The 22,421-nt window shown below is 63.6% G+C and carries 20 protein-coding genes; 13 read left to right on the top strand and 7 right to left on the bottom strand.

The genetic code is table 11. The annotated features are described in order from the left end of the window. Window positions 1–265: 265 nt before the first annotated feature. The gene (locus tag ACN9MO_RS18300) at window positions 266–1,258 is read left to right on the top strand and encodes a BMP family lipoprotein (RefSeq protein ID WP_057247787.1); all 993 of its coding nucleotides are present in this window, start codon (window positions 266–268) and stop codon (window positions 1,256–1,258) included. 80 nt (window positions 1,259–1,338) lie between these two features. Here ACN9MO_RS18300 and ACN9MO_RS18295 read toward each other — a convergent pair whose 3' ends face one another. Both ACN9MO_RS18295 and ACN9MO_RS18290 read right to left on the bottom strand, forming a co-directional pair. Next, window positions 1,339–1,548, bottom strand: coding sequence for a SlyX family protein (locus tag ACN9MO_RS18295; protein ID WP_057248228.1), 210 nt, complete (start codon window positions 1,546–1,548; stop codon window positions 1,339–1,341). A gap of 102 nt (window positions 1,549–1,650) precedes the next feature. Next, window positions 1,651–2,388: a sulfate transporter family protein gene (locus ACN9MO_RS18290; RefSeq protein ID WP_057248227.1), complete on the bottom strand. Its 738-nt coding sequence runs from the start codon at window positions 2,386–2,388 to the stop codon at window positions 1,651–1,653. A 204-nt stretch (window positions 2,389–2,592) separates the two neighbouring features. Between ACN9MO_RS18290 and ACN9MO_RS18285 the strand changes: the two genes are divergently transcribed. Genes ACN9MO_RS18285 through ACN9MO_RS18275 form a run of 3 tightly spaced genes read left to right on the top strand, consistent with a single transcriptional unit; the run spans window position 2,593 to window position 5,584 of the window. Beyond that, the gene (locus tag ACN9MO_RS18285) at window positions 2,593–3,954 is read left to right on the top strand and encodes an amidase (protein WP_113132928.1); all 1,362 of its coding nucleotides are present in this window, start codon (window positions 2,593–2,595) and stop codon (window positions 3,952–3,954) included. Beyond that, window positions 3,951–4,862 (top strand): ROK family protein, encoded by a 912-nt coding sequence (locus ACN9MO_RS18280; protein WP_110877804.1) that lies wholly within the window; start codon window positions 3,951–3,953, stop codon window positions 4,860–4,862. The genes ACN9MO_RS18285 and ACN9MO_RS18280 overlap by 4 nt, the downstream gene beginning before the upstream one ends. Then, entirely contained in the window at window positions 4,859–5,584 is a 726-nt protein-coding gene (locus ACN9MO_RS18275; RefSeq protein ID WP_058324499.1) for a copper homeostasis protein CutC, read from the top strand. The genes ACN9MO_RS18280 and ACN9MO_RS18275 overlap by 4 nt, the downstream gene beginning before the upstream one ends. A gap of 73 nt (window positions 5,585–5,657) precedes the next feature. Here the strand turns inward: ACN9MO_RS18275 and nagA are convergent, their stop codons facing one another. Genes nagA through ACN9MO_RS18255 form a run of 4 tightly spaced genes read right to left on the bottom strand, consistent with a single transcriptional unit; the run spans window position 5,658 to window position 9,511 of the window. Further along, window positions 5,658–6,818: an N-acetylglucosamine-6-phosphate deacetylase gene (gene nagA / locus ACN9MO_RS18270; RefSeq protein ID WP_057247784.1), complete on the bottom strand. Its 1,161-nt coding sequence runs from the start codon at window positions 6,816–6,818 to the stop codon at window positions 5,658–5,660. Next, window positions 6,815–7,837 carry an SIS domain-containing protein gene (locus ACN9MO_RS18265; RefSeq protein WP_112994223.1) on the bottom strand — a complete coding sequence of 341 codons (1,023 nt, stop codon included), beginning with the start codon at window positions 7,835–7,837 and terminating at the stop codon, window positions 6,815–6,817. The genes nagA and ACN9MO_RS18265 overlap by 4 nt, the downstream gene beginning before the upstream one ends. Before the next feature lie 28 nt (window positions 7,838–7,865). Beyond that, window positions 7,866–8,630 carry a GntR family transcriptional regulator gene (locus tag ACN9MO_RS18260; RefSeq protein ID WP_057247782.1) on the bottom strand — a complete coding sequence of 255 codons (765 nt, stop codon included), beginning with the start codon at window positions 8,628–8,630 and terminating at the stop codon, window positions 7,866–7,868. Beyond that, window positions 8,627–9,511 carry an N-acetylglucosamine kinase gene (locus ACN9MO_RS18255; protein ID WP_058326167.1) on the bottom strand — a complete coding sequence of 295 codons (885 nt, stop codon included), beginning with the start codon at window positions 9,509–9,511 and terminating at the stop codon, window positions 8,627–8,629. The genes ACN9MO_RS18260 and ACN9MO_RS18255 overlap by 4 nt, the downstream gene beginning before the upstream one ends. Window positions 9,512–9,710: 199 nt before the next feature. Between ACN9MO_RS18255 and ACN9MO_RS18250 the strand changes: the two genes are divergently transcribed. The 9 genes from ACN9MO_RS18250 (at window position 9,711) to ACN9MO_RS18210 (ending at window position 21,503) form a co-directional block, all read left to right on the top strand. After that, window positions 9,711–10,607: an N-acetylmuramic acid 6-phosphate etherase gene (locus tag ACN9MO_RS18250; protein WP_058326166.1), complete on the top strand. Its 897-nt coding sequence runs from the start codon at window positions 9,711–9,713 to the stop codon at window positions 10,605–10,607. A gap of 57 nt (window positions 10,608–10,664) precedes the next feature. Continuing rightward, window positions 10,665–11,924, top strand: a complete 1,260-nt coding sequence (locus ACN9MO_RS18245; protein ID WP_113132903.1) for an ABC transporter substrate-binding protein — start codon at window positions 10,665–10,667, stop codon at window positions 11,922–11,924. Window positions 11,925–12,290: 366 nt separating this feature from the next. Continuing rightward, on the top strand, window positions 12,291–13,241 hold the full coding sequence (locus tag ACN9MO_RS18240) for a carbohydrate ABC transporter permease (RefSeq protein WP_057248225.1): 951 nt from the start codon (window positions 12,291–12,293) through the stop codon (window positions 13,239–13,241). Between the two features lie 11 nt (window positions 13,242–13,252). Then, window positions 13,253–14,092, top strand: coding sequence for a carbohydrate ABC transporter permease (locus tag ACN9MO_RS18235; RefSeq protein WP_057247778.1), 840 nt, complete (start codon window positions 13,253–13,255; stop codon window positions 14,090–14,092). Continuing rightward, the gene (locus ACN9MO_RS18230) at window positions 14,089–15,153 is read left to right on the top strand and encodes a Gfo/Idh/MocA family protein (protein WP_113132904.1); all 1,065 of its coding nucleotides are present in this window, start codon (window positions 14,089–14,091) and stop codon (window positions 15,151–15,153) included. Before ACN9MO_RS18235 ends, ACN9MO_RS18230 begins: the two co-directional genes overlap by 4 nt. A 13-nt stretch (window positions 15,154–15,166) precedes the next feature. After that, the gene (locus ACN9MO_RS18225; RefSeq protein ID WP_058324492.1) at window positions 15,167–16,168 is read left to right on the top strand and encodes an ABC transporter ATP-binding protein; all 1,002 of its coding nucleotides are present in this window, start codon (window positions 15,167–15,169) and stop codon (window positions 16,166–16,168) included. Window positions 16,169–16,426: 258 nt separating this feature from the next. Continuing rightward, window positions 16,427–17,647 carry an efflux RND transporter periplasmic adaptor subunit gene (locus ACN9MO_RS18220; protein WP_057247775.1) on the top strand — a complete coding sequence of 407 codons (1,221 nt, stop codon included), beginning with the start codon at window positions 16,427–16,429 and terminating at the stop codon, window positions 17,645–17,647. Window positions 17,648–17,656: 9 nt separating this feature from the next. Beyond that, entirely contained in the window at window positions 17,657–20,797 is a 3,141-nt protein-coding gene (locus ACN9MO_RS18215) for an efflux RND transporter permease subunit (protein ID WP_058324491.1), read from the top strand. A gap of 61 nt (window positions 20,798–20,858) precedes the next feature. Then, window positions 20,859–21,503, top strand: a complete 645-nt coding sequence (locus ACN9MO_RS18210; RefSeq protein ID WP_058324490.1) for a TetR family transcriptional regulator — start codon at window positions 20,859–20,861, stop codon at window positions 21,501–21,503. 52 nt (window positions 21,504–21,555) lie between these two features. Here the strand turns inward: ACN9MO_RS18210 and purU are convergent, their stop codons facing one another. Next, window positions 21,556–22,410, bottom strand: a complete 855-nt coding sequence (purU, locus tag ACN9MO_RS18205) for a formyltetrahydrofolate deformylase (RefSeq protein ID WP_113132905.1) — start codon at window positions 22,408–22,410, stop codon at window positions 21,556–21,558. Between the last annotated feature and the right edge of the window lie 11 nt (window positions 22,411–22,421).

Here is a 22,421-nt window from a genome sequence, read left to right as displayed (position 1 = left end):
ATACCCACAACCCAGAGGTCGCGCCGGATGGGCGCGCACACTTGCCGGCGATCTCAAAAGCGCAACAGAACCGGTGCCTTACGGGTACCGGCTTCTGTGGCTTGTATTTTTACCATCTGAAAAATTTTGAGTGTTTTTTTGCCGTGACCGTGCAAGGATGCGCCACCCTAGCCCCAAGGAGAAGGGGGTGGGTTCCGCAGACAGGTTCCGTCAGGGAGCCGGCGGGAGGACCCAATAAGATCAATAGCGACAACAGGGCTGCACGATGAAAAAAACCATTCTCGGTCTCTTTGCCTTTTCGATGATGTCCGCGACGGCACTGGCCGCCGACATCAAGCCAGCGATCATCTACGATCTCGGCGGCAAGTTCGACAAATCCTTCAACGAGGCTGCCTTCAACGGCGCCGAAAAGTTCAAGACGGAATCGGGCGTCGAATACCGCGAGTTCGAAATCGCCAACGATGCCCAGCGTGAACAGGCGCTGCGCCGCTTTGCGAGCGACGGCAACAGCCCGATCGTCATGGCCGGCTTCAACTGGGCGGCTTCGCTCGAGAAGATCGCGCCGGAATACCCTGATATCAAGTTTGCGATCATCGACATGGTCGTCGAGAAGCCGAACGTCAAATCGGTCGTCTTCAAGGAACAGGAAGGCTCCTACCTCGTCGGCGTTCTCGCTGGCCTCGCTTCGAAGTCGAAGACCGTCAGCTTCATCGGCGGCATGGACGTTCCGCTGATCCACAAGTTCGCCTGTGGCTACGTTGGCGGCGCCAAGTCGACCGGCGCTGACGTCAAGGTTCTGGAAGCCTACACCGGAACGACGCCGGACGCCTGGAACGACCCGGTCAAGGGCGGCGAAATCGCCAAGTCGCAGATCGACCAAGGCTCGGACGTCGTCTACCACGCAGCCGGCGGCACCGGCGTCGGCGTTCTGCAGGCAGCAGCAGATGCGGGCAAGCTCGGCATCGGCGTCGACTCCAACCAGAACGGCCTGCAGCCGGGCAAGGTCCTGACCTCGATGCTGAAGCGCGTCGACGTTGCCGTCTATGAAGCCTTCACGGCGGCCAAGAACGACAAGTTCGAGTTCGGCATTTCCAACCTCGGCCTCAAGGAAGATGGCGTCGGCTATGCGCTCGACGACAACAACAAGGCACTGATCACGCCTGAGATGCTCGACGCAGTGGAAAAGGTGAAAGCCGAAATCATTGCCGGCAAGGTCGAAGTTCACGACTACATGAGCGACGAGTCCTGCCCCTACTAAGAGCAGCACTTATGTAAATAGAGAGGCCGCCGGTTCGTTGGACCGGCGGCCTTTTAATTTCCGTTTGCCGTGGCGCTCGATCAGTAGTGCGGCGGCCGGGTGATCGCCGGCGCATCGAGCGATTGCTCCTCGAGCGACAGGAAACGCTCGGTCAGCCGGTCGAGCTTGGCGCGCGTCTGTTCCACCACCTTCCATTGCTCGGCAAGCTGATCGGAAAGTTCCTCGATGGTCTTGGCCTGGTGGGCCACCGTTTCCTCGAGGTGGGTGATCCGTTCGTCCGTCTTGTTCATGTCCGCCAACTCCGTCCTGCCACGCGCCGGCGCGCCCGCGCAGCACAATGGGATCTTGCCGGCAGATTGGCCATAGCCGGCATCATGTCAAGCAAGAGCCTCTCAGGCCTTCGCCGCCGCACTGCCCGAGAGCGAAAATCCGGGATCCTTTGCCGAAAGCCGCTTGTGCAGATGCACCATCAGTCCGGCAGCAAAGAGCGGCGTCAAAAGGTTGACGAACGGCACCGCCAGAAAGGCCGCGAGCAGAAGGCCGGCGAGAAAAACGGTGGAACGGTGCTTCTCGCGGAAGAGCCGCGCCTCCGCCGGTGCACGATAGCGCATTGCCGCGAACTCGAAGAATTCGCGGCCGAGCAGATAGCCGTTGACCAGAAAGAAGGCGACGAGATTGACGCCCGGAACGAGCAGCAGGAAGAGCGCCAGCAGGTTGCCGAGGATGACAACGCCGAGAAACTTCAGCGATCCGGCGATCGCCTCGCCAAGCGGCAGCGGCCGGCCCTGCGGCTCGCTCGGATAGTCCCGCTTCTCGATCACCTCGGCAACATCGTCGAGGAAGAAGCCGGCGATCAGCGCGGTGACGGGGGCCAGAAGCAAAGCCAAGGCGAGCGCCAGCCCGAGGCTCGCGAAGATGCCGACGACGAAGGTCAGCCAACCGGCCCAGACGGGCGTGCCCGGCATCAGCGTATCGATCCACGGCAGCGCCAGCCAGATAAACACTTCGCGCACCGCAAACCAGAGCGCGACGAGCGCCAGTATCGTCAGGCCCAGCACCTTCCAGAAAACCGATCGGGTCTCGGGCGCAAGGAGATTGGCAAGCGAAAGTCGCGCCGCGTCCAAGATCATCATCGCTCTCCAGTATGGCCCAAGGTTCGATGATGCATGTAGGCAGGGGCACCACCAGCGACAAGACACACGCGGCGGAAGCCAGTCTTTATGCAAGATTCACGCGCCTCGTCTAAGGGAAGCATGGAAAACGCCAAGGGCGGCGATATTGTAGACGTAGCGGACAGCAGCCGCAGGCAAGAACAGCATTCCGCGGAGGATGACATGACAGAACAAAAGACACTCGCCAGCCTTTCCGTGCTGGTGCAGAGCGGCAAGCTGGACCCCGTGGAGCTCGCCAAGCAAACCTATGCGGCGATCGACGCACACGGCGACTATGCCATCTTCGTCGAACTGACGCCTGAGCGCGCGACGCGGGATGCCGAGGCCGCCTCGAAACGCCTCAGGGCGGGACGCTCGCTCGGCCTGCTCGACGGCCTGCCGGTCGCGTGGAAGGACCTCTTCGATGTGGCCGGCAGCGTCACGACCGCCGGCTCGAAGGTGCTGCAGACGCACGCCCCGGCGAGGAGCGACGCTCCGGTCGTTGCCGCCGTTGCCGCAGCCGGCATGGTCAGCGTCGGCCGCACCAATATGAGCGAGTTCGCCTTTTCGGGCCTTGGCATCAACCCGCATTACGGCACGCCGAGGAACCCCGCGGCCACCGACGTTGAGCGCATTCCCGGCGGCTCGTCGTCAGGCTCGGCGGTCGCGGTCGCGGCCGGGCTGGTGCCAGCAGCCATCGGCACCGATACCGGCGGGTCCGTGCGCATTCCCGCGGCGATGACCGGCATCGTCGGCTACAAGGCAACACGCGGCCGCTACGCGATGAAGGGCGTCTTTCCCCTGGCTGAAAGCCTGGATTCGCTTGGCCCCCTTTGCCACACGGTGCAGGACGCAGTCTGGGTGGACGCTGCCATGCACGGGCTGACGGCCCCGACCGTGCGCCGCGCCGATCTTTCCGGCGTCGCGCTGGTGATCCCGGAAACGGTGGTCTTCGACGATGCGGAGACGGAAGTCGTCGAGGCGTTCGAGGATGCCATCAGGCGGCTTGAAAAAGCCGGCGTTGCCGTCAGCCGCCGCGCCTTCCCGACCTTCTCGGCGGTCTTCGGGCTGATGGCCCGCCACGGCGCCCTGGTGACGGCCGAGGCCTATGCGCTTCATCGCGAGCGGCTGGCCGGGCACGAGGCCAATGAGATGGATCCCCGTGTCGTTGCCCGCACCAGGCTCGGCGAGAAGATCACCATGCCCGACTACATTGCCCTGCTCGACGCGCGCGACCAACTGATCCATGAAACGGTCGACAGCCTGAAGCCGAACGAGCTCATCGCCCACCCGACGCTGCCACATGTAGCGCCGCCGATCGCGCCGTTGATCGAGGACGACGAGCTGTTCTTCAAGACCAACGCCAAGACACTGCGCAACACGTCGATCGGCAACTTCTTGGATTTCTGCGGCATCTCCATTCCCTGCGGTACCGGGGCGGCGGAAATGCCCGTCGGCTTCCAGCTTGCAGCGCCACATCACCAGGACGACAGGCTGCTTTCGGTCGCCCTTTCCGCCGAAGCGATCATCCGGGGTGAGGCATGATCGTCTGTTTCGACATCGGCGGCTCGGCGATCAAGGGCGCGATCGTGCATTCGCGCGACCGGATCTTTCCGCTGCCGCGACGGACGACGCCGCTCAGCAACTTCCGCCAGTTCATTGAGGCGCTCGAATCGGTCCTGGACGAAGCGGGCGGACACCCGGATTGCGTGGCGATCTCGATCACCGGCGTCATCGATCCCGAGACGCGGCGGATCAAATGCGCCAACATCCCCTGCATCGACGGACGTGACCTGGTCGCCGAACTCGAAGCGGCGCTGCACCTGCCGGTGAAGATCGCCAATGACGCCGACTGTTTCGCGCTTGCCGAAGCAGGTGCCGGCGCCGGGCGCGGCCACCGTATCGTCTTCGGCGCCATTCTCGGCACCGGGGTCGGCGGCGGCCTGGTGATCGACGGCCGGCTGATCAACGCCGATGGCGGCTTTGCCGGCGAATGGGGACACGGCCCGGCGATCGCGGCCGAGGCCGGCAACCCGCCGATCGCCATTCCCGCCTATGACTGCGGCTGCGGCCAGAAGCGCTGCGTCGATACCGTTGGCGGCGCCCGCGGGTTGGAGCGGCTGCACCAGACCGCCCATGGCAAGACGCTTTCAAGCCATGAGATCATCGAGGCCTGGAAGGCTGGGGATGCAGAGGCAAAGCGCACGGTCGATCTGCTCGTCGATCTCGTGAGTTCGCCTTTGGCACTCGTCATCAACATCACCGGCGCGACGATCGTGCCTGTCGGCGGCGGACTCTCCAATTCCGAGGAACTGCTCGCCGAAATCGACAGGACAGTGCGTAGCCGGATTCTCCGGCAGTTCGACCGGCCGCTGGTGGTGCGTGGTGAATGCCGGGTCGAGCCCGGATTGATCGGCGCGGCGCTGCTTGGCCTCGGCGAGGAGAAGATATGAGCGACATCAAACTGGAAGTCTGCGTCGACGATGCCGACGGGCTTTACGCGGCGATCGAGGGCGGCGCAGACCGGATCGAGCTCTGCGCCGCCCTGTCCGTCGGTGGCCTGACGCCCAATCCCGGACTGATGGCGCTGGCCGGTCCGCCGCCGGTGCCCGTTTACGCCATGATCCGCCCTCGCCCGGGCGATTTCGTCTTCTCCGCCGCGGACCTCGATGTCATGCGTCGCGATATCGACGCGGCGCGGGCGGCAGGTCTCGCCGGCGTGGTGCTCGGCGCCTCCCTTGCCGACGGTCGCCTCGATAAGTCGATGCTGATCAAGCTCACAGGCCATGCGGCCGGACTCAGGATGACGCTGCACCGCGCCTTCGATCTGGTTCCGGATTTCGCCGAGGCGATGGAGGTGGCGGTCGAGCTCGGCTTCGAACGCATCCTGACCTCGGGCGGTGCCATGAGCGCACCGCAGGCGATCGATCGGTTGGCCGAAATCGTCGATCTCGCCAAGGGCCGGCTGTCGATCATGCCGGGGTCCGGCGTCACCCTCGATACGGTCGATGCCCTTCTCGACCGGGTGACCGTCAGCGAAGTGCACTCCTCCTGCTCCGTTCGTGAGCCGGCTCAGGATCCGCGATTGGTCGAAATGGGCTTCGTTTCGGCCGACCGGCGCCGCACCGATGCGGAAACGGTCCGGGCGATGAAGGCGAGACTTTCAGCGCGCTGAGACAACGTTGCCCGAAATGAAAATCCCCGGACAACATTTGCGCTGTCCGGGGCTTTTGCTTGATGCGTTATGATCAGGCGGCGTAGACCTGCGTGCCGCCGATCCAGGTAGAGCCCATGCCAAGCTCCGGCGTCAGAAGCACGAAATCCGCATCGGCGCCGGGCTTCAGCCGTCCCTTGTGGGTGGCGAGACCCATAGCATCGGCCGGATAGGCGGAGGCCATCCGCAAGGCTTCTTCCACCGGCAGGCCGAGCTTGTCGTGCACGAAACGGACCGACGACAGCATGTCGATGTCGGCGCCGGCGAGCGTACCGTCGGCAAGCGTCAGGCGACCGCCCTCGCGCAGGATCTCGCGGCCGTTCAGCTGGAAGCTGGTCATGTCCGTGCCGATCGGCGACATCGCGTCGGTCACCAGGAAGATCTGGCCCGGGCCGACTTTTGCGCGCAGCGCCACGCCCATCGAGGCCGGCTCGACATGGTAGCCGTCGGCAATCAGGCCCGCATGCAGCGTGCCGGTGGCAAGTGCCGCACCGACCACGCCCGGCTCGCGATGGCCAAGGCCGCTCATGGCGTTGAAGAGATGGGTCACCGTCCTTGCGCCCGCCTTGGCATAGGCGACGGCGGTTTCGTAACCGACATCGGTGTGGCCGAGGCTGACGACGGCGCCGGCTTCGGCCAGCGCCCGCACCTGTTCCCGGGTGGCGTTTTCGGGCGCCACGGTCACCATCAGCACGCCGAGCGCCTTGGCGCAATCGAGCATTTCGGCGAGATCGGCATCGTCCATCGGACGGATCAGCGTCGGATCATGGGCGCCCTTGCGTGCGACCGAGAGATGCGGACCTTCGAGATGCAACCCGAGGAAACCCGGCACGCCAGCGGCCTTGGCGTCGAGACCCGCCTTGATGGTGGCGCTTCTGATTTCGCGCGTGTCGGTGATCAGCGTCGGCAGCAGTGCGGTTGTGCCGAACTTGGCATGCGCCGAACAGATCTGCCGGATACCCTCGACGGACGGTTCTTCGTTCAGAAGCGCACCCCCGCCGCCGTTGACCTGCAGGTCGATGAAGCCCGGCACCAGCAGCATGCCATGCGCATCGATTTTTTTGGCATCGGCGGGGACGTCCGCCACTGCCACGATCGCCTTGACGCGGCCGGCCTCGATCACGAGAGCACAGCCGTCATGCCATTCGACGCCGTCGAACAGGCGGGCGCCGGTGATTGCTTTCCTCTCGCTCATCTCGTCTCCGTTACCTTCTTGAGGCTCGCCGGTGCGTCGGGGTTGAGACCGCGCGAGCGCGACCAGGCTTCGACGAAGCCATAGAACGGCAGGATCAAGGTCAGCGCGTCGGTGATCGGGTGGCCCGTCTCGACGAACGGCAGGCGCTTGGCCTTGCCGGCAAGGCTCGATGTAACATGAACCACTGCGCCCTTTTCGGCCATACCGTCGGCAATGCCGGCGACCGAAGTTTCGGCTGCATCACGGGCCGCAAGCGTCAGCACCGGGAACTTGGCGCCGACGAGCGCCACCGGCCCGTGCAGAACTTCGGCCGCGGAATAGGCTTCCGCATGCATGCCGGAGGTTTCCTTGAACTTCAGCGCCGCCTCGCTGGCGATCGCAAGCGCCGGGCCACGGCCGAGCACATAGAGCGATTCCGCCTCGCCGAGATCGTCGGCAAAGGCCTGCCAGTCGAGCTTGACGGCCTTCGCAAACTGGTTCGGCAGATCGGCGACTGCCCGCTTAAGCGCTGCGTCACCGGTCCATTCGCCGAGCACGGCAAGGCCGGCGACGATCGAATTGACGTAGGACTTGGTGGCCGCAACGGCGATTTCCGGACCGGCGAGAATGTCGAGAGGGTTGGTGCAGGCCTCGGAGATCGGCGAGGGCAGCGTGTTGGTGAGCGCGATCGAGACGGCGCCGGCATCGGTCGCGGCCTGGGCCATAGCGACGATATCCGGGCTCTTGCCCGACTGCGAAATCGCGATCGCCGCGGCACCGCCGAGCTTCAGTTTGGCGCCGTAGATCGAGGCGAGCGACGGGCCGAGCGAGGCGACCGGCCGGCCGGCCTGCAGCTCGATCGCATATTTCAGGAAAAGCGCGGCATGGTCGGAGGAGCCGCGGGCGATCGTGACCAGGAAGGCCGGATCCTTGGCGCGGAGTGCCGCGCCGGCGGCCTTGAGCTGATCGGCCGAGCGTTCCAGCAGGCGCTGGGCGGCTTCGGGGATCTCGTCGATTTCTCGGCGCATATTGGTCTGCATGGTCAATTCCTTTCTGCGGGCGGTCGCCTTAGGATTCCGACAGCGTCAGTTCCGCGACAAAGTCATAGGCATCGCCCCGGTAGAGCGAGCGGGTGAATTCGACGACGCGTCCCGATGCGAGATAGGAGACGCGTTCGATGGAAAGGCCGGCCGAGCCGACGGCAACGCCGAGCATCGAGGCATCCGGGTCCTTGATGTTGCAGGCGGAGATGCGCTGGACGGCACGAACCGGACGCGAGCGTGTCTTGTCCAGCGCGGAATAGAGCGACGAGGTAACGGCCTGCGGGTCCGGCAGGAACTCCGCGGAGATGCTGGCGCGCTCGATCGCAAGCGGCATGTCGTCGGCGATTCGCAGGCGCCCGAGGCGGGCAACCAGCGCGTCAGCGGGAAGGCCAAGCGCCATCATCTCATCCGGCGAAGGATGAAACAGGCCGCGTTCCAGCCAGCGCGCATGGGTGTTCAACCCGCGGCGCGCCATGTCTTCGGTGAACGACGTCAACCGCGACAGAGACTGCTGCACCTTGGAGACCGGCTTGACGACAAAGGTGCCGGAACCGTGGCGGCGAACAAGCAGCCCATCGCGCACGAGATCGTCTACCGCCTTGCGCACGGTCACGCGGCTGATGTTGGCATAGTCGGCAAGATCGCGCTCTGGCGGCAAGGCGTCGCCATGGTTGAGCTTGCCCGACTGGATTGCGTCTTCGAGCGATTGCCGAAGCTTGAGATAGAGCGGCCCCGATCCTCCGGACTGCAGGCCCTCAAGCGGCAGAATGGAAGCGAGCTGGTGCGTCATGCACTCGCCCTCGCCTGTGAGCCAAACCGTTGCGCGGCCAGAGCGACCGACCCGGTCAATGCGTCCGCCTCGGCTTCGACGAGCAACGCCTGATGGCGCTCGGCAAGCCAGGGGCGATAGAGCGGCGCCAATCCGCCAAGCAGACAAAGCCTCTCACAGCCTCGTGCAACCACGACATCGAGCGCCTCATCCACCGTAAGTGCGGCGGCCTTCAGTATCCGCACGGCGACTGGATCGCCTGCGGCAGCCCCTTCGAAGACACGCGGCGCATAGCGCCCGAACTCGCCGGGCTTCGCAAGACGGGCGAAATCGACGACATCGCGCGCGTCGTTGTTGAATTCGGCCAGAACGCTGTCCGTGACCGCGGAAGCTGCATGAATACTGTCGAAGGCAAGCAGGCTTTCCTGCAGAAGCGCGTGGCCGATGCGGGCTCCGCTGCCATGGTCGCCGATGGTGAAACCCCAGCCGCCGACATAGCTGACCGTATCTCCCTGGCGCAAAATATAGATGGTGCCGGTACCGAGAATGGCGACCGCGCCGTCCTGGTTGCCGAGCGCACCTTGCAGCGCGATCAACCCGTCGGATTCGATATCGGCGGCGGCGAAGGGCAGACGACGCTTTACGTAATGCACGGCATCGCCGACATTATGTCCGGCCACACCGACGATCGCCTTGGCGGCAGCAATGCCCTCAGGATCGAGGCCCGCCTCTTCAAAGGCTGCGCGGGCGGCTCCGCCGATATTGGCGAGCGCGGTTTCCGGGTCGGTCAGGATATTGGCGGCGCCGGCCTTGCCGCGCCCGAGAATGCGCCCATCTGCCGTTGCCACGGCAGCCCGGCAGCTAGTCCCGCCCCCGTCGATTCCTATCAGGTAATTTGTCATGAGTACCTCCGGCCATTGAGGATACCAAAAAAATACCAATAACCAAGTCTGAATCCGCCCACGCTTTCGATTTCGTTGCAATTCATTGAAATTTAAAGACTAATTTAGACGATCGGTTTTTTCGGACGCCGAAAGTTAAATTCTGCTGGACAATTGGTATTTTTTTGGCATTAATTTCAACCGAGAGGAGACATGACCCATGCCGTCAGCAAAGACCGAAGAGCGTCACGACAACGCCAAGGGCCTGGATCTTATGCATCCGGCGCTGGCGCTGCGACTGCTCGCCGCCGGCCAGCAGGCAGCGGCCAAGGCCGTCGATGCGGCGATTGAGTCGATCTCCGCCGCCGCCTCGATTGCCGCCGAAGCGCTCAGCTCCGGGCGGCGTCTTGCCTATGCGGGCGCCGGCAGCTCCGGTCTCATGGCGATGGCCGATGCGCTCGAGCTGCCCGGCACCTATGGTATTGCGCAGGATCAGATCGTCATCCTGCTTGCCGGCGGCGCTGCCAGCCTCAGCGACCTCGCGGGCGGTTATGAGGACGATATGGACCTCGCCCGAGAGGACGTGCGCAAGGCGGGCATCGGCGCGGGCGACTGTCTCGTTTCCGTTTCCGCAAGCGGTTCCACCCCTTACGCGCTTGCCGCTGCCGACGAGGCCCGCAAGCGCGGCGCCAAGGTAATCGCCGTCGCCAACAATCCGGGTGCGGCGCTCTTCAAGGACGCGGACGTCTCGATCCTCTTGCAGACGCCGCCGGAAGTGGTCTCCGGCTCGACCCGCATGGGCGCCGGCACCGCACAGAAGATCGCCTTCAACATGTTCTCGACACTGGTCGGCATCCATCTCGGCCACGTGCTCGACGGCCACATGGTCAACCTGCGCGCCGACAATATCAAGCTGCACGGCCGCGCGATCCGCATCGTCACCGACATCACCGGCATCAGCGCCACTGAGGCCGGCCGGCTGATCAACGAGGCTTCCGGCTCGGTCAAGGTCGCGATCCTTCTCGCCTCGGGCGCGAAGGACGTTGCAGCCGCGGATGCCGCTCTGAAAGAGGCCAAGCAGAACCTGCGCCGGGCGATCGATATCGTCTCGGCCTGAAACAATTCTGGGATCCAAACCGCGCCAAAGCGGCGCCTATAAAAAGGGAGAACCTGCATGACCCGTACAACAATCAAAGGCCTGCTGCTCGCTTCGAGCATTCTCGGCACGGCCGGGCTGGCGCACGCCGAGGACGTGACGCTGACCATCGAAAGCTGGCGCAACGACGACCTGGCCATCTGGCAGGAAAAACTGATCCCTGCCTTCGAAGCGAAGAACCCGGGCATCAAGGTCAAGTTCGCCCCGATGGCGCCGACCGAATACAATGCCGCGCTGAACGCCAAGCTCGATGCCGGCTCCGCGGGTGACCTCGTTACCTGCCGTCCGTTCGACGTCTCGCTCGAACTCTACAACAAGAAGCACCTTGCCGACCTGACGGCGCTGCCGGGCATGGAAAACTTCTCGCCGGTCGCCAAGTCCGCCTGGACCACCGACGACGGCAAGTCCACCTTCTGCGTGCCGATGGCATCGGTCATCCACGGCTTCATCTACAACAAGGACGCCTTCGACCAGCTCGGCATCCAGATCCCGACGACGGAAGCCGAATTCTTCGCCGCCCTCGACAAGATCAAGGCCGACGGCAACTACATCCCGATGGCGATGGGCACCAAGGACCTCTGGGAAGCCGCAACCATGGGCTACCAGAACATCGGCCCGAACTACTGGAAGGGCGAAGAAGGCCGCGCTGCGCTGATCAAGGGCGAGCAGAAGCTGACCGACGAGCCGTGGGTCGAGCCCTACCGCGTCCTCGCCAAGTGGAAGGACTATCTCGGCGACGGCTTCGAAGCCCAGACCTATCCGGACAGCCAGAACCTCTTCACGCTCGGTCGCGCCGCGATCTATCCGGCCGGCTCGTGGGAAATCGGCCTGTTCAACACCCAGGCACAGTTCAAGATGGGCGCCTTCCCGCCGCCGGTCAAAACCGCCGGCGACACCTGCTACATCTCGGACCACAATGACATCGGCATCGGCCTCAATGCCAAGAGCGCACATGCCGAACAGGCCAAGACCTTCCTGAGCTGGGTTGCCTCGCCTGAGTTCGCCGACATCTACGCCAATGCACTGCCGGGCTTCTTCAGCCTCAACTCTACCCCGGTGAAGATGACCGATCCGCTCGCCCAGGAATTCGTCTCCTGGCGCGAAAAGTGCAAGCCGACGATCCGCTCGACCTACCAGATCCTGGCGCGCGGCACGCCGAGCCTCGAAAACGAGACCTGGGTCGAGTCGGCCAACGTAATCAACGGCACGGATACGCCGGAGGTTGCCGCCGAGAAGCTGCAGAAGGGCCTCGACTCCTGGTACAAGCCGGCGAAGTGAGAAGAGACGTAAGCGCAACAGGTTCCCTCCCCTTTTTGGGGAGGGTCGGCCCTACGGCACCCGTGTCCTGTCGGACGCAGAAGGGCGCCGTAGCAGTTTGAATTGCTGCATGTTTTGTCCTTGGGACAGTTGCAGCAAGGCCGGGCGGGGCGACATTGGCCGATGAGGCACTCCCCCAGCCGTCGCGTCACAGGCCTCCCATCGTGGGAGGCCACCGACGCAGTCGTTTGCAAAAGAACGCGATAGACTTAACCTTCGTCATGAGCCCTCGCAAAAAGGGCAGATGGCATGCGGCGAGACCGGCCGTGTGGCGTCGATGCGCATCGTGACTGTCTGGGGACCGGTCTTCTAGAAACGGATGGACCAATGAGTGACGCTCTTTCAGTGCAAGACGGACAGCCGACCGCAAGGCGGCCGAAGCGCTGGCACATCCTCGTTTTCCTGCTGCCGGCCTTCCTGGTCTATTCGGCGGTGATGATCCTGCCGCTGATCGAGACGCTCAGGCTCTCTCTGTACAACACGGTTGACGGACAGCCAGCTTTCGTCGGCCTTGCCAATTTCCAGACACTGTTCGGGGAAGAGCGCTGGGCCCACGACTTCTGGAACGCGCTGAAGAACAACGTCATCTTCTTCATCATCCATATGTGCGTGCAAAACCCGATCGGCGTCGCCCTCGCCGCGATGCTGTCGATCCCGAAGCTGCGCTTCGTCACCTTCTACCGCACCGCGATCTTCCTGCCGACGCTGCTCTCCTTCGTGATCGTCGGCTTCATCTGGAAGCTGATCCTGTCGCCGATCTGGGGCGTGTCGCCCTGGATACTCGACCTCGTTGGCCTGAAGTCGCTGTTTGCGCCCTGGCTCGGAAAGCCGGGTTCCGCGCTTATCGCCGTGTCGCTGATCTCGGTCTGGCAATATGTCGGCATCCCGATGATGCTGATCTACGCGGCGCTGCTCAACATTCCCGACGAGGTGATCGAGGCTGCCGAATGCGACGGCGTTACCGGCTGGAGCCAGTTCTGGAAGATCAAGCTGCCGCTGATCCTGCCGGCCATCGGCATCATCTCGATCCTGACCTTCGTCGGCAACTTCAACGCCTTCGACCTGGTCTACACGGTGCAGGGCGCGCTCGCCGGGCCTGATGGTTCGACCGACATTCTCGGCACGTTGCTTTACCGCACCTTCTTCGGTTTCCAGCTGCAGCTCGGTGACCGCTCCATGGGCGCGACGATCGCCACGGTGATGTTCCTGATCATCCTCGCCGGCGTGTCGCTCTACCTCTTCGTCATTCAGCGCCGCATGCGCCGCTACCAGTTCTGAGGAGACCGGAGATGTCGAAAGCACGCGATTCTTTTCTCCGCACCGGCTTCGTCCACGTGGCGCTGATCGCCTACACGCTGGTGTCGCTGTTCCCGGTGTTCCTGACGATCATCAACTCGTTCAAGGACCGCAATGCAATCTTTCGGGCGCCGCTGACGATCCCGACGCCACAGACCTTCAGCCTGATCGGCTATGAAACTGTCCTCGGCCAGGGCGATTTCGCCACCTACTTCCAGAACAGCTTCATCGTCACGATCGTATCGATCGCGCTGGTGCTGCTCTTCGGGGCGATGGCCGCCTTCGCACTGTCGGAATACCGCTTCCGCGGCAACACGGTGATGGGCCTCTATCTTGCGATCGGCATCATGATCCCGATCCGTCTCGGCACCGTCGCCATTCTCCAGGGCATGGTCGCCGCCAACCTGGTCAACACGCTGACGGCGCTGATCCTGGTCTACACGGCGCAAGGGTTGCCGCTCGCGATCTTCATCCTCTCGGAGTTCATGCGCACGGTCTCGGATGACCTGAAGAATGCCGGACGCATCGACGGACTGTCGGAATACTCGATCTTCTTCCGCCTGGTGCTGCCGCTGGTGCGGCCGGCAATGGCAACGGTCGCGGTCTTCACGATGATCCCGATCTGGAATGATCTCTGGTTCCCGCTGATCCTCGCGCCGGCCGAAGCGACCAAAACCGTGACGCTCGGCTCGCAGATCTTCATCGGCCAGTTCGTCACCAACTGGAATGCGGTTCTGGCGGCCCTCTCGCTCGCCATCCTTCCGGTCCTCGTTCTCTACGTCATCTTCTCGCGGCAGCTGATCCGCGGCATCACGGCAGGAGCAGTCAAGTGAGTGCAAGCAGCAAACCCGTCCGGGTCCTCGTCGCAGGGCTCGGCAACATGGGGCGCAGCCATGCGCTCGCCTATCACAACAACCCCGGCTTCGAGATCGTCGGTCTAGTCAACCGTTCGAAGGTGCCGCTGCCGGAGGAGCTCAGCGGCTACACGATCTATCCCGATTTCAGATCGGCGCTTGCCGAACTGAAGCCGGATCTCTGCTCGATCTGCACCTATTCCGACAGCCATGCCGACTTTGCCGTCATGGCGTTTGAAGCCGGTGCCGACGTCTTCGTCGAGAAGCCGCTGGCAACCACCGTTGCCGACGCCGAGCGCGTCGTCGCGGCTGCAAAGAAGCACGGTCGCAAGCTGGTGATCGGCTACATCCTGCGCCACCACCCCTCGTGGATCCGGCTGATCGCCGAGGCCCGCAAGCTCGGTGGCCCCTATGTCTTCCGCATGAACCTGAACCAGCAGTCGAGCGGACCGACCTGGGAGACGCACAAGTCGCTGATGAAGACGACGTCGCCGATCGTCGACTGCGGCGTGCACTATGTCGACGTCATGTGCCAGATCACCGACGCAAGGCCGGTGGAAGTGCGCGGCATGGGACTTCGCCTCTCGGACGAGATCGCCCCCGACATGTACAATTACGGCCACCTGCAGGTGATCTTCGAGGATGGGTCGGCTGGCTGGTATGAAGCCGGCTGGGGTCCGATGATCTCGGAAACGGCCTTCTTCGTGAAGGACGTGATGTCACCCAAGGGCTCCGTGTCGATCGTCATGGACCAGAACGCCAAGTCGGACGACATCGACATGCATACCAAGACCGCGGTGATCCGGCTGCACAACGCCGAAACCGGTCCCAATGGTCGCTTCCTGAGGGCCGATGAGGATCTCAAGATGGATGGCGAGCCCGGGCACCAGGAACTCTGCGACCGCGAGCAGGCCTATGTCCTGAAAGCCATTCGCGAAGACATCGACCTCGACCGTCACATGAACGATGCCGTCCAGTCGCTCCGCATCTGCCTTGCCGCAGACGAAAGCGTGCGCACCGGCAGACCAGTCAAACTCTAAAGGGGGCAACCAGGTGGGATCGCTTCAACTCAAATCCATCCGCAAGGCCTATGGCAGCCATGAAGTGCTGAAGGGCATCGACCTCGAGGTGAAGGACGGCGAGTTCGTCATCTTCGTCGGCCCGTCCGGCTGCGGCAAGTCGACCTTGCTGCGCACCATCGCCGGCCTCGAAGACGCGACCTCCGGCAGCGTGCAGATCGACGGCACCGAAGTCGGCCATGTGGCGCCCGCCAAGCGCGGCATCGCCATGGTGTTCCAGTCCTACGCGCTCTATCCGCACCTGACGGTGAAGGACAATATGGGCCTTGGCCTCAAGCAGGCCGGCAAGCCGAAAACCGAGATCGACGACAAGGTCGGCAAGGCGGCGAACATGCTGTCGCTCGATCCCTATCTTGCCCGGCGCCCGGCCGAACTCTCCGGCGGCCAGCGTCAGCGTGTGGCGATCGGCCGTGCGATCGTGCGCGAACCGAAGCTCTTTCTGTTCGACGAGCCGCTCTCCAACCTCGATGCGGCGCTGCGCGTCAACACCCGGCTCGAGATCGCCCGGCTGCACCGCAGCCTGAAGGCGACGATGATCTACGTGACCCACGACCAGGTGGAGGCGATGACGCTCGCCGACAAGATCGTCGTCTTGAACGCCGGCCAGATCGAACAGATCGGCTCGCCGATGGACCTCTACAACCGGCCGGCAAACGTCTTCGTCGCCGGCTTCATCGGCTCGCCGCAGATGAACTTCATCGAGGGCGCGCGGCTCGGCGATATCAGCGCCAAGACGATCGGCATTCGCCCCGAGCACATGGCGCTTTCGCGCGAGAGCGGCGACTGGAAGGGCAAGGTGGTGCACGTCGAACATCTCGGCGCCGACACCATCGTCTACATCGATTCCGAGCAGGTGGGCCTGATCACCGTCCGCCTCTTCGGCGAGCATCGCTATGCACCTGACGATATCGTCTATGCGACACCGATGGTGGGCAGCATGCACCGTTTCGGCGACGACGATCGCGTTCTCGCCTGACCCCATTTTGGGGCCGACGCCCCATCACAGCTGCGTGAAAACCAGCCGCCACAGGGACTAAATCCCTGTGGCGGCTGAATTATTTTTTGATTCTACGCACCGCATCACGCTGTTGCACTGCAAAGCGAATTAACATACATTTGTGTTTGTATATTAGCTTTCCGGTATTTGCCGAACCTGATACCGGTTCCGCTCCCCTTCACTTCCGGACCGCACGGGCACCTTGCGAGATGCAGCCGTTGCCTGCGGTCACCGAATATGGACATCGCTATGCGCATGAACCGACCGACACTGGCCGCCGCCTTGGCAACTGTGATTCTTCTTTCCGGTTGCCAGAAAGAGGACGAGCAGCCGGCCGCCGCCGCATTCCCACCGTCCGCGGTCGCGGTCTTCACGACCAAGACCGAAACGCTGCCGATCACCAACGAGCTCCCCGGCCGCATTACCGCGACACGCGTCGCCGAGGTCCGCCCGCGCGTTTCCGGCATCGTCGTCGAGCGCGTCTTCCAGCAGGGTTCCAAGGTCAATGAAGGCGACGTGCTCTACCGCATCGATCCGGCGCCCTTCCGCGTGCAGGTCGAAAAGGCCGAAGCAACGCTTCGGCGCGCCCAGTCCGTGCGCCTGCAGGCCCAGCAGAAGGCCGATCGCCAGGAACAGTTGAAGAAGGCGAACGTCGTCGCCGCGCAACAGTTGGAAGATGCGGCGGCCCTGCTCGCGACCGCCGACGCCGATGTTGCGATCGCCGAGGCCGGCCTCGCGGCAGCGAAACTCGACCTGCAATATGCCGACGTGACGGCACCGATCAGCGGCCGCATCGGTCGCGCGATGATCACCGAAGGCGCGCTCGTCAGCACCAACAGCTCGGAAAATCTCGCGACGATCCAGCAGCTCGACCCGCTCTATGCCGACTTCACCCAGTCGGCGACCGACCTCATCCGCCTGCGCAAGGCGCTCGAGGACGGCAAGATGCTGAGCGGCGACGAAGAAGCCGAAGTCCAGCTCGTGCTCGACGACGGCACGGCCTACGAACACAAAGGCAAGCTGCTGTTCTCCGAAGCGGCCGTCGATGCGACGACCGGCCAGGTGACGCTGCGTGGCGAATTCCCGAACCCCGAAAACGACCTGCTTCCCGGCATGTATGTGCGCGTGCTCGTCCAGCAGGGCGTCGAGAAGGATGCGATCACCGTCCCGCAGCAGGCCGTCCAGCGCAACAATGCCGGCCAATCGCAGGTCTACGTCGTTGCCGCAGACAACAAGGTCGAGTTCCGCAATGTGACGCTCGGCCGCACCATCGGCACCCGCTGGCAGGTGACCTCCGGCCTCAAGGCCGGCGAGAAGGTCATCGTCGAAGGCTTCCAGAAGATCGGCCCCGGCGCCCCGGTCGAGCCGACGGACTGGAACCCGGATGCCAAGCCTGCGGCAGAAGCAGCCCAGACGACGGCCTCTGCCGACGAAAAGCCTGCCGAAGCTACAAAGTGAGTTTGATTGATGCCCAGTTTTTTCATCGACAGGCCTATTTTTGCCTGGGTGGTGGCGATCTTCATCATGGTCGCCGGCGTCATTGCGATCCCGCTTCTGCCGGTATCGCAATATCCTGACGTCGCACCGCCGCAGATCTCTATCAACACGAGCTACCCCGGCGCCTCGTCACAGGACACCTATCAGAGCGTCACACGACTGATCGAAGACGAGTTGAACGGCGTCGAAGGTCTGCTCTATTTCGAATCGACCTCCAGCGCCTCCGGTTCGGTTGAAATCAGCGCCACCTTTGCGCCCGGCACCGATCCGGGACAGGCGGCGGTCGACATTCAGAACCGCGTTCGCCGCGTCGAGCCGCGCCTGCCCGATTCGGTCAAGCGCCAGGGTGTTCAGGTCGATGAGGCCGGTTCCGGCTTCCTCATGATCGTGGCCCTGACCTCGACCGACGGCTCGATGGATGCCATCGGCCTCGGCGATTATCTCAGCCGCAACGTTTTGAGCGAAATCCAGCGTGTGCCCGGCGTCGGCCGTGCGCAGCTTTTTGCCACCGAACGCTCGATGCGCGTCTGGCTCGACCCGGACAAGATGCTCGGTCTGAACCTGACCGCGGCGGACGTGACGAACGCGATCACGGCGCAGAACGCCCAGATTGCCTCCGGTTCGATCGGCGCCCAGCCGAACCCGATCAGCCAGCAGATCAGCGCGCCCGTTGTCGTCAAGGGCCAGCTGGAGAGCGCCGAAGAGTTCGGCGCCATCGTCCTTCGCGCCAATCCGGATGGTTCGTCCGTTCGCCTGCGCGACGTCGCCCGTATCGAAATCGGCGGCGAAAGCTATGCCTTCTCGACGCGGCTCAACGGCAAGCCGTCGGCGGCTATCGCCGTCCAGCTGTCACCGAGCGGCAATGCCATGTCGACCTCGGCGGCCATCAAGGAACGCATGGACGAACTGGCGAAGTTCTTCCCGCAGGGCCTCGAATACTCGGTCCCCTACGACACTTCGCCCTTCGTCGCCGTCTCGATCGAGAAGGTGCTTTCGACGCTGGTCGAGGCGGTCGCGCTGGTGTTCATCGTGATGTTCCTGTTCCTGCAGAACATCCGCTACACCATCATCCCGACGCTCGTCGTGCCGGTCGCCCTGCTCGGCACCTGCGCCGTCATGCTGGCGATGGGCTTCTCGATCAACGTTCTGACCATGTTCGGCATGGTGCTGGCGATCGGCATTCTCGTCGACGATGCGATCATCGTCGTCGAAAACGTCGAGCGCATCATGTCCGAGGAAGGGCTGACGCCGAAGGAAGCGACCCGCAAGGCGATGAAGCAGATCACCGGCGCCGTCATCGGCATCACGCTGGTTCTCGCCTCCGTGTTCATTCCGATGGCCTTCTTCCCGGGCGCCGTCGGCGTGATCTATCGCCAATTCTCGCTGACGATGGTCGTCTCGATCCTGTTCTCGGCGCTTCTCGCCTTGTCGCTGACACCGGCGCTCTGCGCCAGCTTCCTGAAGCAGGTGCCGAAGGGCCATCACCACGCCAAGCGCGGCTTCTTCGGCTGGTTCAACCGCAGCTTCGACAAGACCTCGCACGGCTATAGCGGCATCGTGAAGCGCCTGGTCCACCGGACCGGCCGCTACATGATCGTCTATGTCGCGGTGCTCGCCGGCCTCGGCTGGCTGTTCATGAAGCTGCCGTCGTCGTTCCTGCCGGACGAAGACCAGGGCTTCGTGATCGTCATGATGCAGCTGCCGTCGGAAGCGACCGGAAACCGCACGACCGAGGTGGTGGAGCAGGCCGAGAAGATCTTCGGCCAGGAGCCCGCCGTCGAACGCATCATCGCGATCAACGGCTTCTCCTTCTTCGGTACCGGCCAGAACGCGGCGCTTGCCTTCGTGACGCTCAAGGACTGGAAGGAGCGCGACGCCAACAACGCCGCACAGTCGATCGCGATGCGCGCGACGATGGCGATGAGCCAGATCAAGGACGCGATCAGCTTCGCGCTGTCGCCGCCGGCGATCCAGGGCCTCGGCACCACGGGCGGCTTCTCGTTCCGCCTGCAGGACCGCGGCGGTCTCGGCCAGGCGGCACTGTCGCAGGCCCGTGACCAGCTTCTCGGCATGGCAGCCGAAAGCAAGGTGCTTGCCGGCGTCCGCTTCGAGGGCATGCCGGATGCGGCCCAGGTCAGCGTCACCATCGACCGCGAGAAGGCCAACACCTTCGGTGTGACCTTCGCCGACATCAACTCGACGATCTCGACAAACCTCGGCTCGTCCTACGTCAACGACTTCCCCAATGCCGGGCGCATGCAGCGCGTGACGGTGCAGGCGGATGAAGGTCAGCGCATGCAGACCGCCGACCTCCTGAACCTGAACGTCCGCAACGCCAATGGCGGCATGGTCCCGCTGTCGGCCTTCGCGACCGTGGAATGGGTCAAGGCCTCGACCCAGACGATCGGCTATAACGGCTACCCGTCGGTCCGTATCAGCGGCGAAGCCGCCCACGGCTACTCCTCGGGTGACGCGATCGCAGAGATGCAACGGTTGGCGGGACAATTGCCTGCAGGCTTCGGTTACGAGTGGACAGGGCAGTCCCTGCAGGAAATCCAGTCCGGCACCCAGGCGCCGCTCCTGATCGCGCTGTCGTGCCTTCTGGTGTTCCTGTGCCTGGCCGCACTCTACGAGAGCTGGTCAATCCCGGTGGCGGTGATCATGGTGGTGCCGCTCGGCGTCATCGGTTCCGTGCTCGCCGTGATGATGCGCGACATGCCGAACGACGTGTACTTCAAGGTGGGCCTGATTGCGATCATCGGTCTGTCAGCCAAGAACGCGATCCTGATCATCGAGTTTGCCAAGGAACTGCGCGAGCAGGGCAAGTCGCTGATCGACGCGACGCTGGAGGCGGCACATCTTCGCTTCCGGCCGATCCTGATGACGTCGCTGGCCTTCACGCTCGGCGTTCTGCCGCTGGCGATCGCCACGGGTGCGAGCTCCGGCAGCCAGCGCGCCATCGGCACCGGCGTCATGGGCGGGATGATCTCGGCAACGGTGCTCGCCATCTTCTTCGTTCCGGTCTTCTTCGTGTTCGTCACGAAGCTCTTCGGTCGAAAGAAAGTGGAAAACACACCGGCAGCCGCAGAAAACCCGACGCCCGCCGAGTAAAACGACAACAGACGGCCCGCTGAACACCACTGTCGGCGGGCCGTCTGATGAGGAGGAATGAATGCGCCGAACAAAAGCCGACGCAGAAGTAACCCGACAGAAAATCCTGTGCGCCGCCGAGCGCGTCTTCTACGAAAAGGGCGTCTCGAACACGACGCTGGAAGAAATCGCCAAGGCCGCCGGCGTGACGCGCGGTGCCATCTACTGGCACTTTGCCAACAAGACCGACCTGTTCCTCGCACTGCACGACGCCGTGCCCCTGCCGCAGGAAGACATGGTCGCCCGCGAGATCGAGGCGGAAGCCGCCGATACCCTTTCCATTCTCGAAAGCGCCATGGGCGACTGGCTCGATGTTCTCGCCGCCGACGAGCAGCGCCAGCGCATTCTGACGATCATGCTGCGTACCAATTACGACGGCGACATGAGCGAGGTCCTGACCCGCCAGAAAGAACTCGACGAGCGCCACAACGTTCTGCTTGAGCTCGCCTTTTCGCGAGCGCTCGCCAAGGGGCAGATGCACGAGAGCTGGACGCCGGCCTCGGCGACGCGGACGCTGCACTGGATGATGCTCGGGCTCTGTACGGAATGGCTGCTTTTCGGCCGTCCCTTCGATCTGACGGCCGAGGGACGCGAAGGCCTGAGCCGGCTCTTCGCGAGCTTCCGCGCGCCGGCGATCACGGCAACCGCCGTTGCCGCACGCCCCTGACATCCTTAGCCGGCGCCCGTGCGGGTACCGGCTCAGATGCTTTCGGACCCTGTTAGCTGAACACCACCGTCTTGTGACCGTTGAGCATCACGCGCCGCTCCAGGTGCAGCTTGACGGCCCGGGCAAGCACGCGGCTTTCGATGTCGCGGCCGGTGGCGACGAAGTCCTCGGCCGTCAGCGCATGGCTGACGCGCTCGGTTTCCTGCTCGATGATCGGACCCTCGTCGAGATCGGGCGTGACGTAATGCGCCGTCGCGCCGATCAGCTTCACCCCGCGCTCATGCGCCTGATGATAGGGCTTGGCGCCCTTGAAGCTCGGCAGGAAGGAATGGTGGATGTTGATCGCCTTGCCATAGAGGCGCTTCGACAGATTGTCCGAAAAGACCTGCATGTAGCGGGCAAGGATGACGAGATCGGCGCCGGTCTCCTGGACCAGGCGCAAGAGCCTCTCCTCCTGTTCGGCCTTGTTGTCTTTCGATACCGGCCAACAGTGGTAGGCGAGCCCCTCGGCCTCGGCCGTGCGTCGGCTGTCCTCGTGGTTGGAGACGATGGCGACGACCTCCGCGTTCAGCCAGCCGACACGGATCTGGTAGTTTAGATGCAGGAGCGCATGATCGAATTTGGAGACGAGGATGAGGATCTTCGGCTTCACCGTGGCGTCCGCAAGAACGGTCCGCATCTGGAAACGCTCGACGGCCGGGCGCAAGGCCCGCTCGACATCACCAGCCTGAACGCTCGCCGCAACCTGAAAGGCGATGCGCATGAAGAAGCTGTTGGTCTTTGTGTCCCAGAACTGGTTGCTTTCGGCGATGTTCGCGCCGAGCGCGGCAAGCTCGGTGGTGACGGCCGCGACGATGCCGGGTTTGTCGTCGCAGGAAAGCACAAGAATGAAGGTCTTCGGCGCCATGATCTCCTCCG

Origin of the sequence: Ensifer sp. R-19 (genome assembly GCF_049905105.1) — a bacterium.
Taxonomy (GTDB): Bacteria; Pseudomonadota; Alphaproteobacteria; order Rhizobiales; family Rhizobiaceae; genus Ensifer.
The sequence above is the reverse complement of the archived record's forward strand: the minus strand, read 5'-3'. Positions and strand labels throughout refer to the sequence as shown.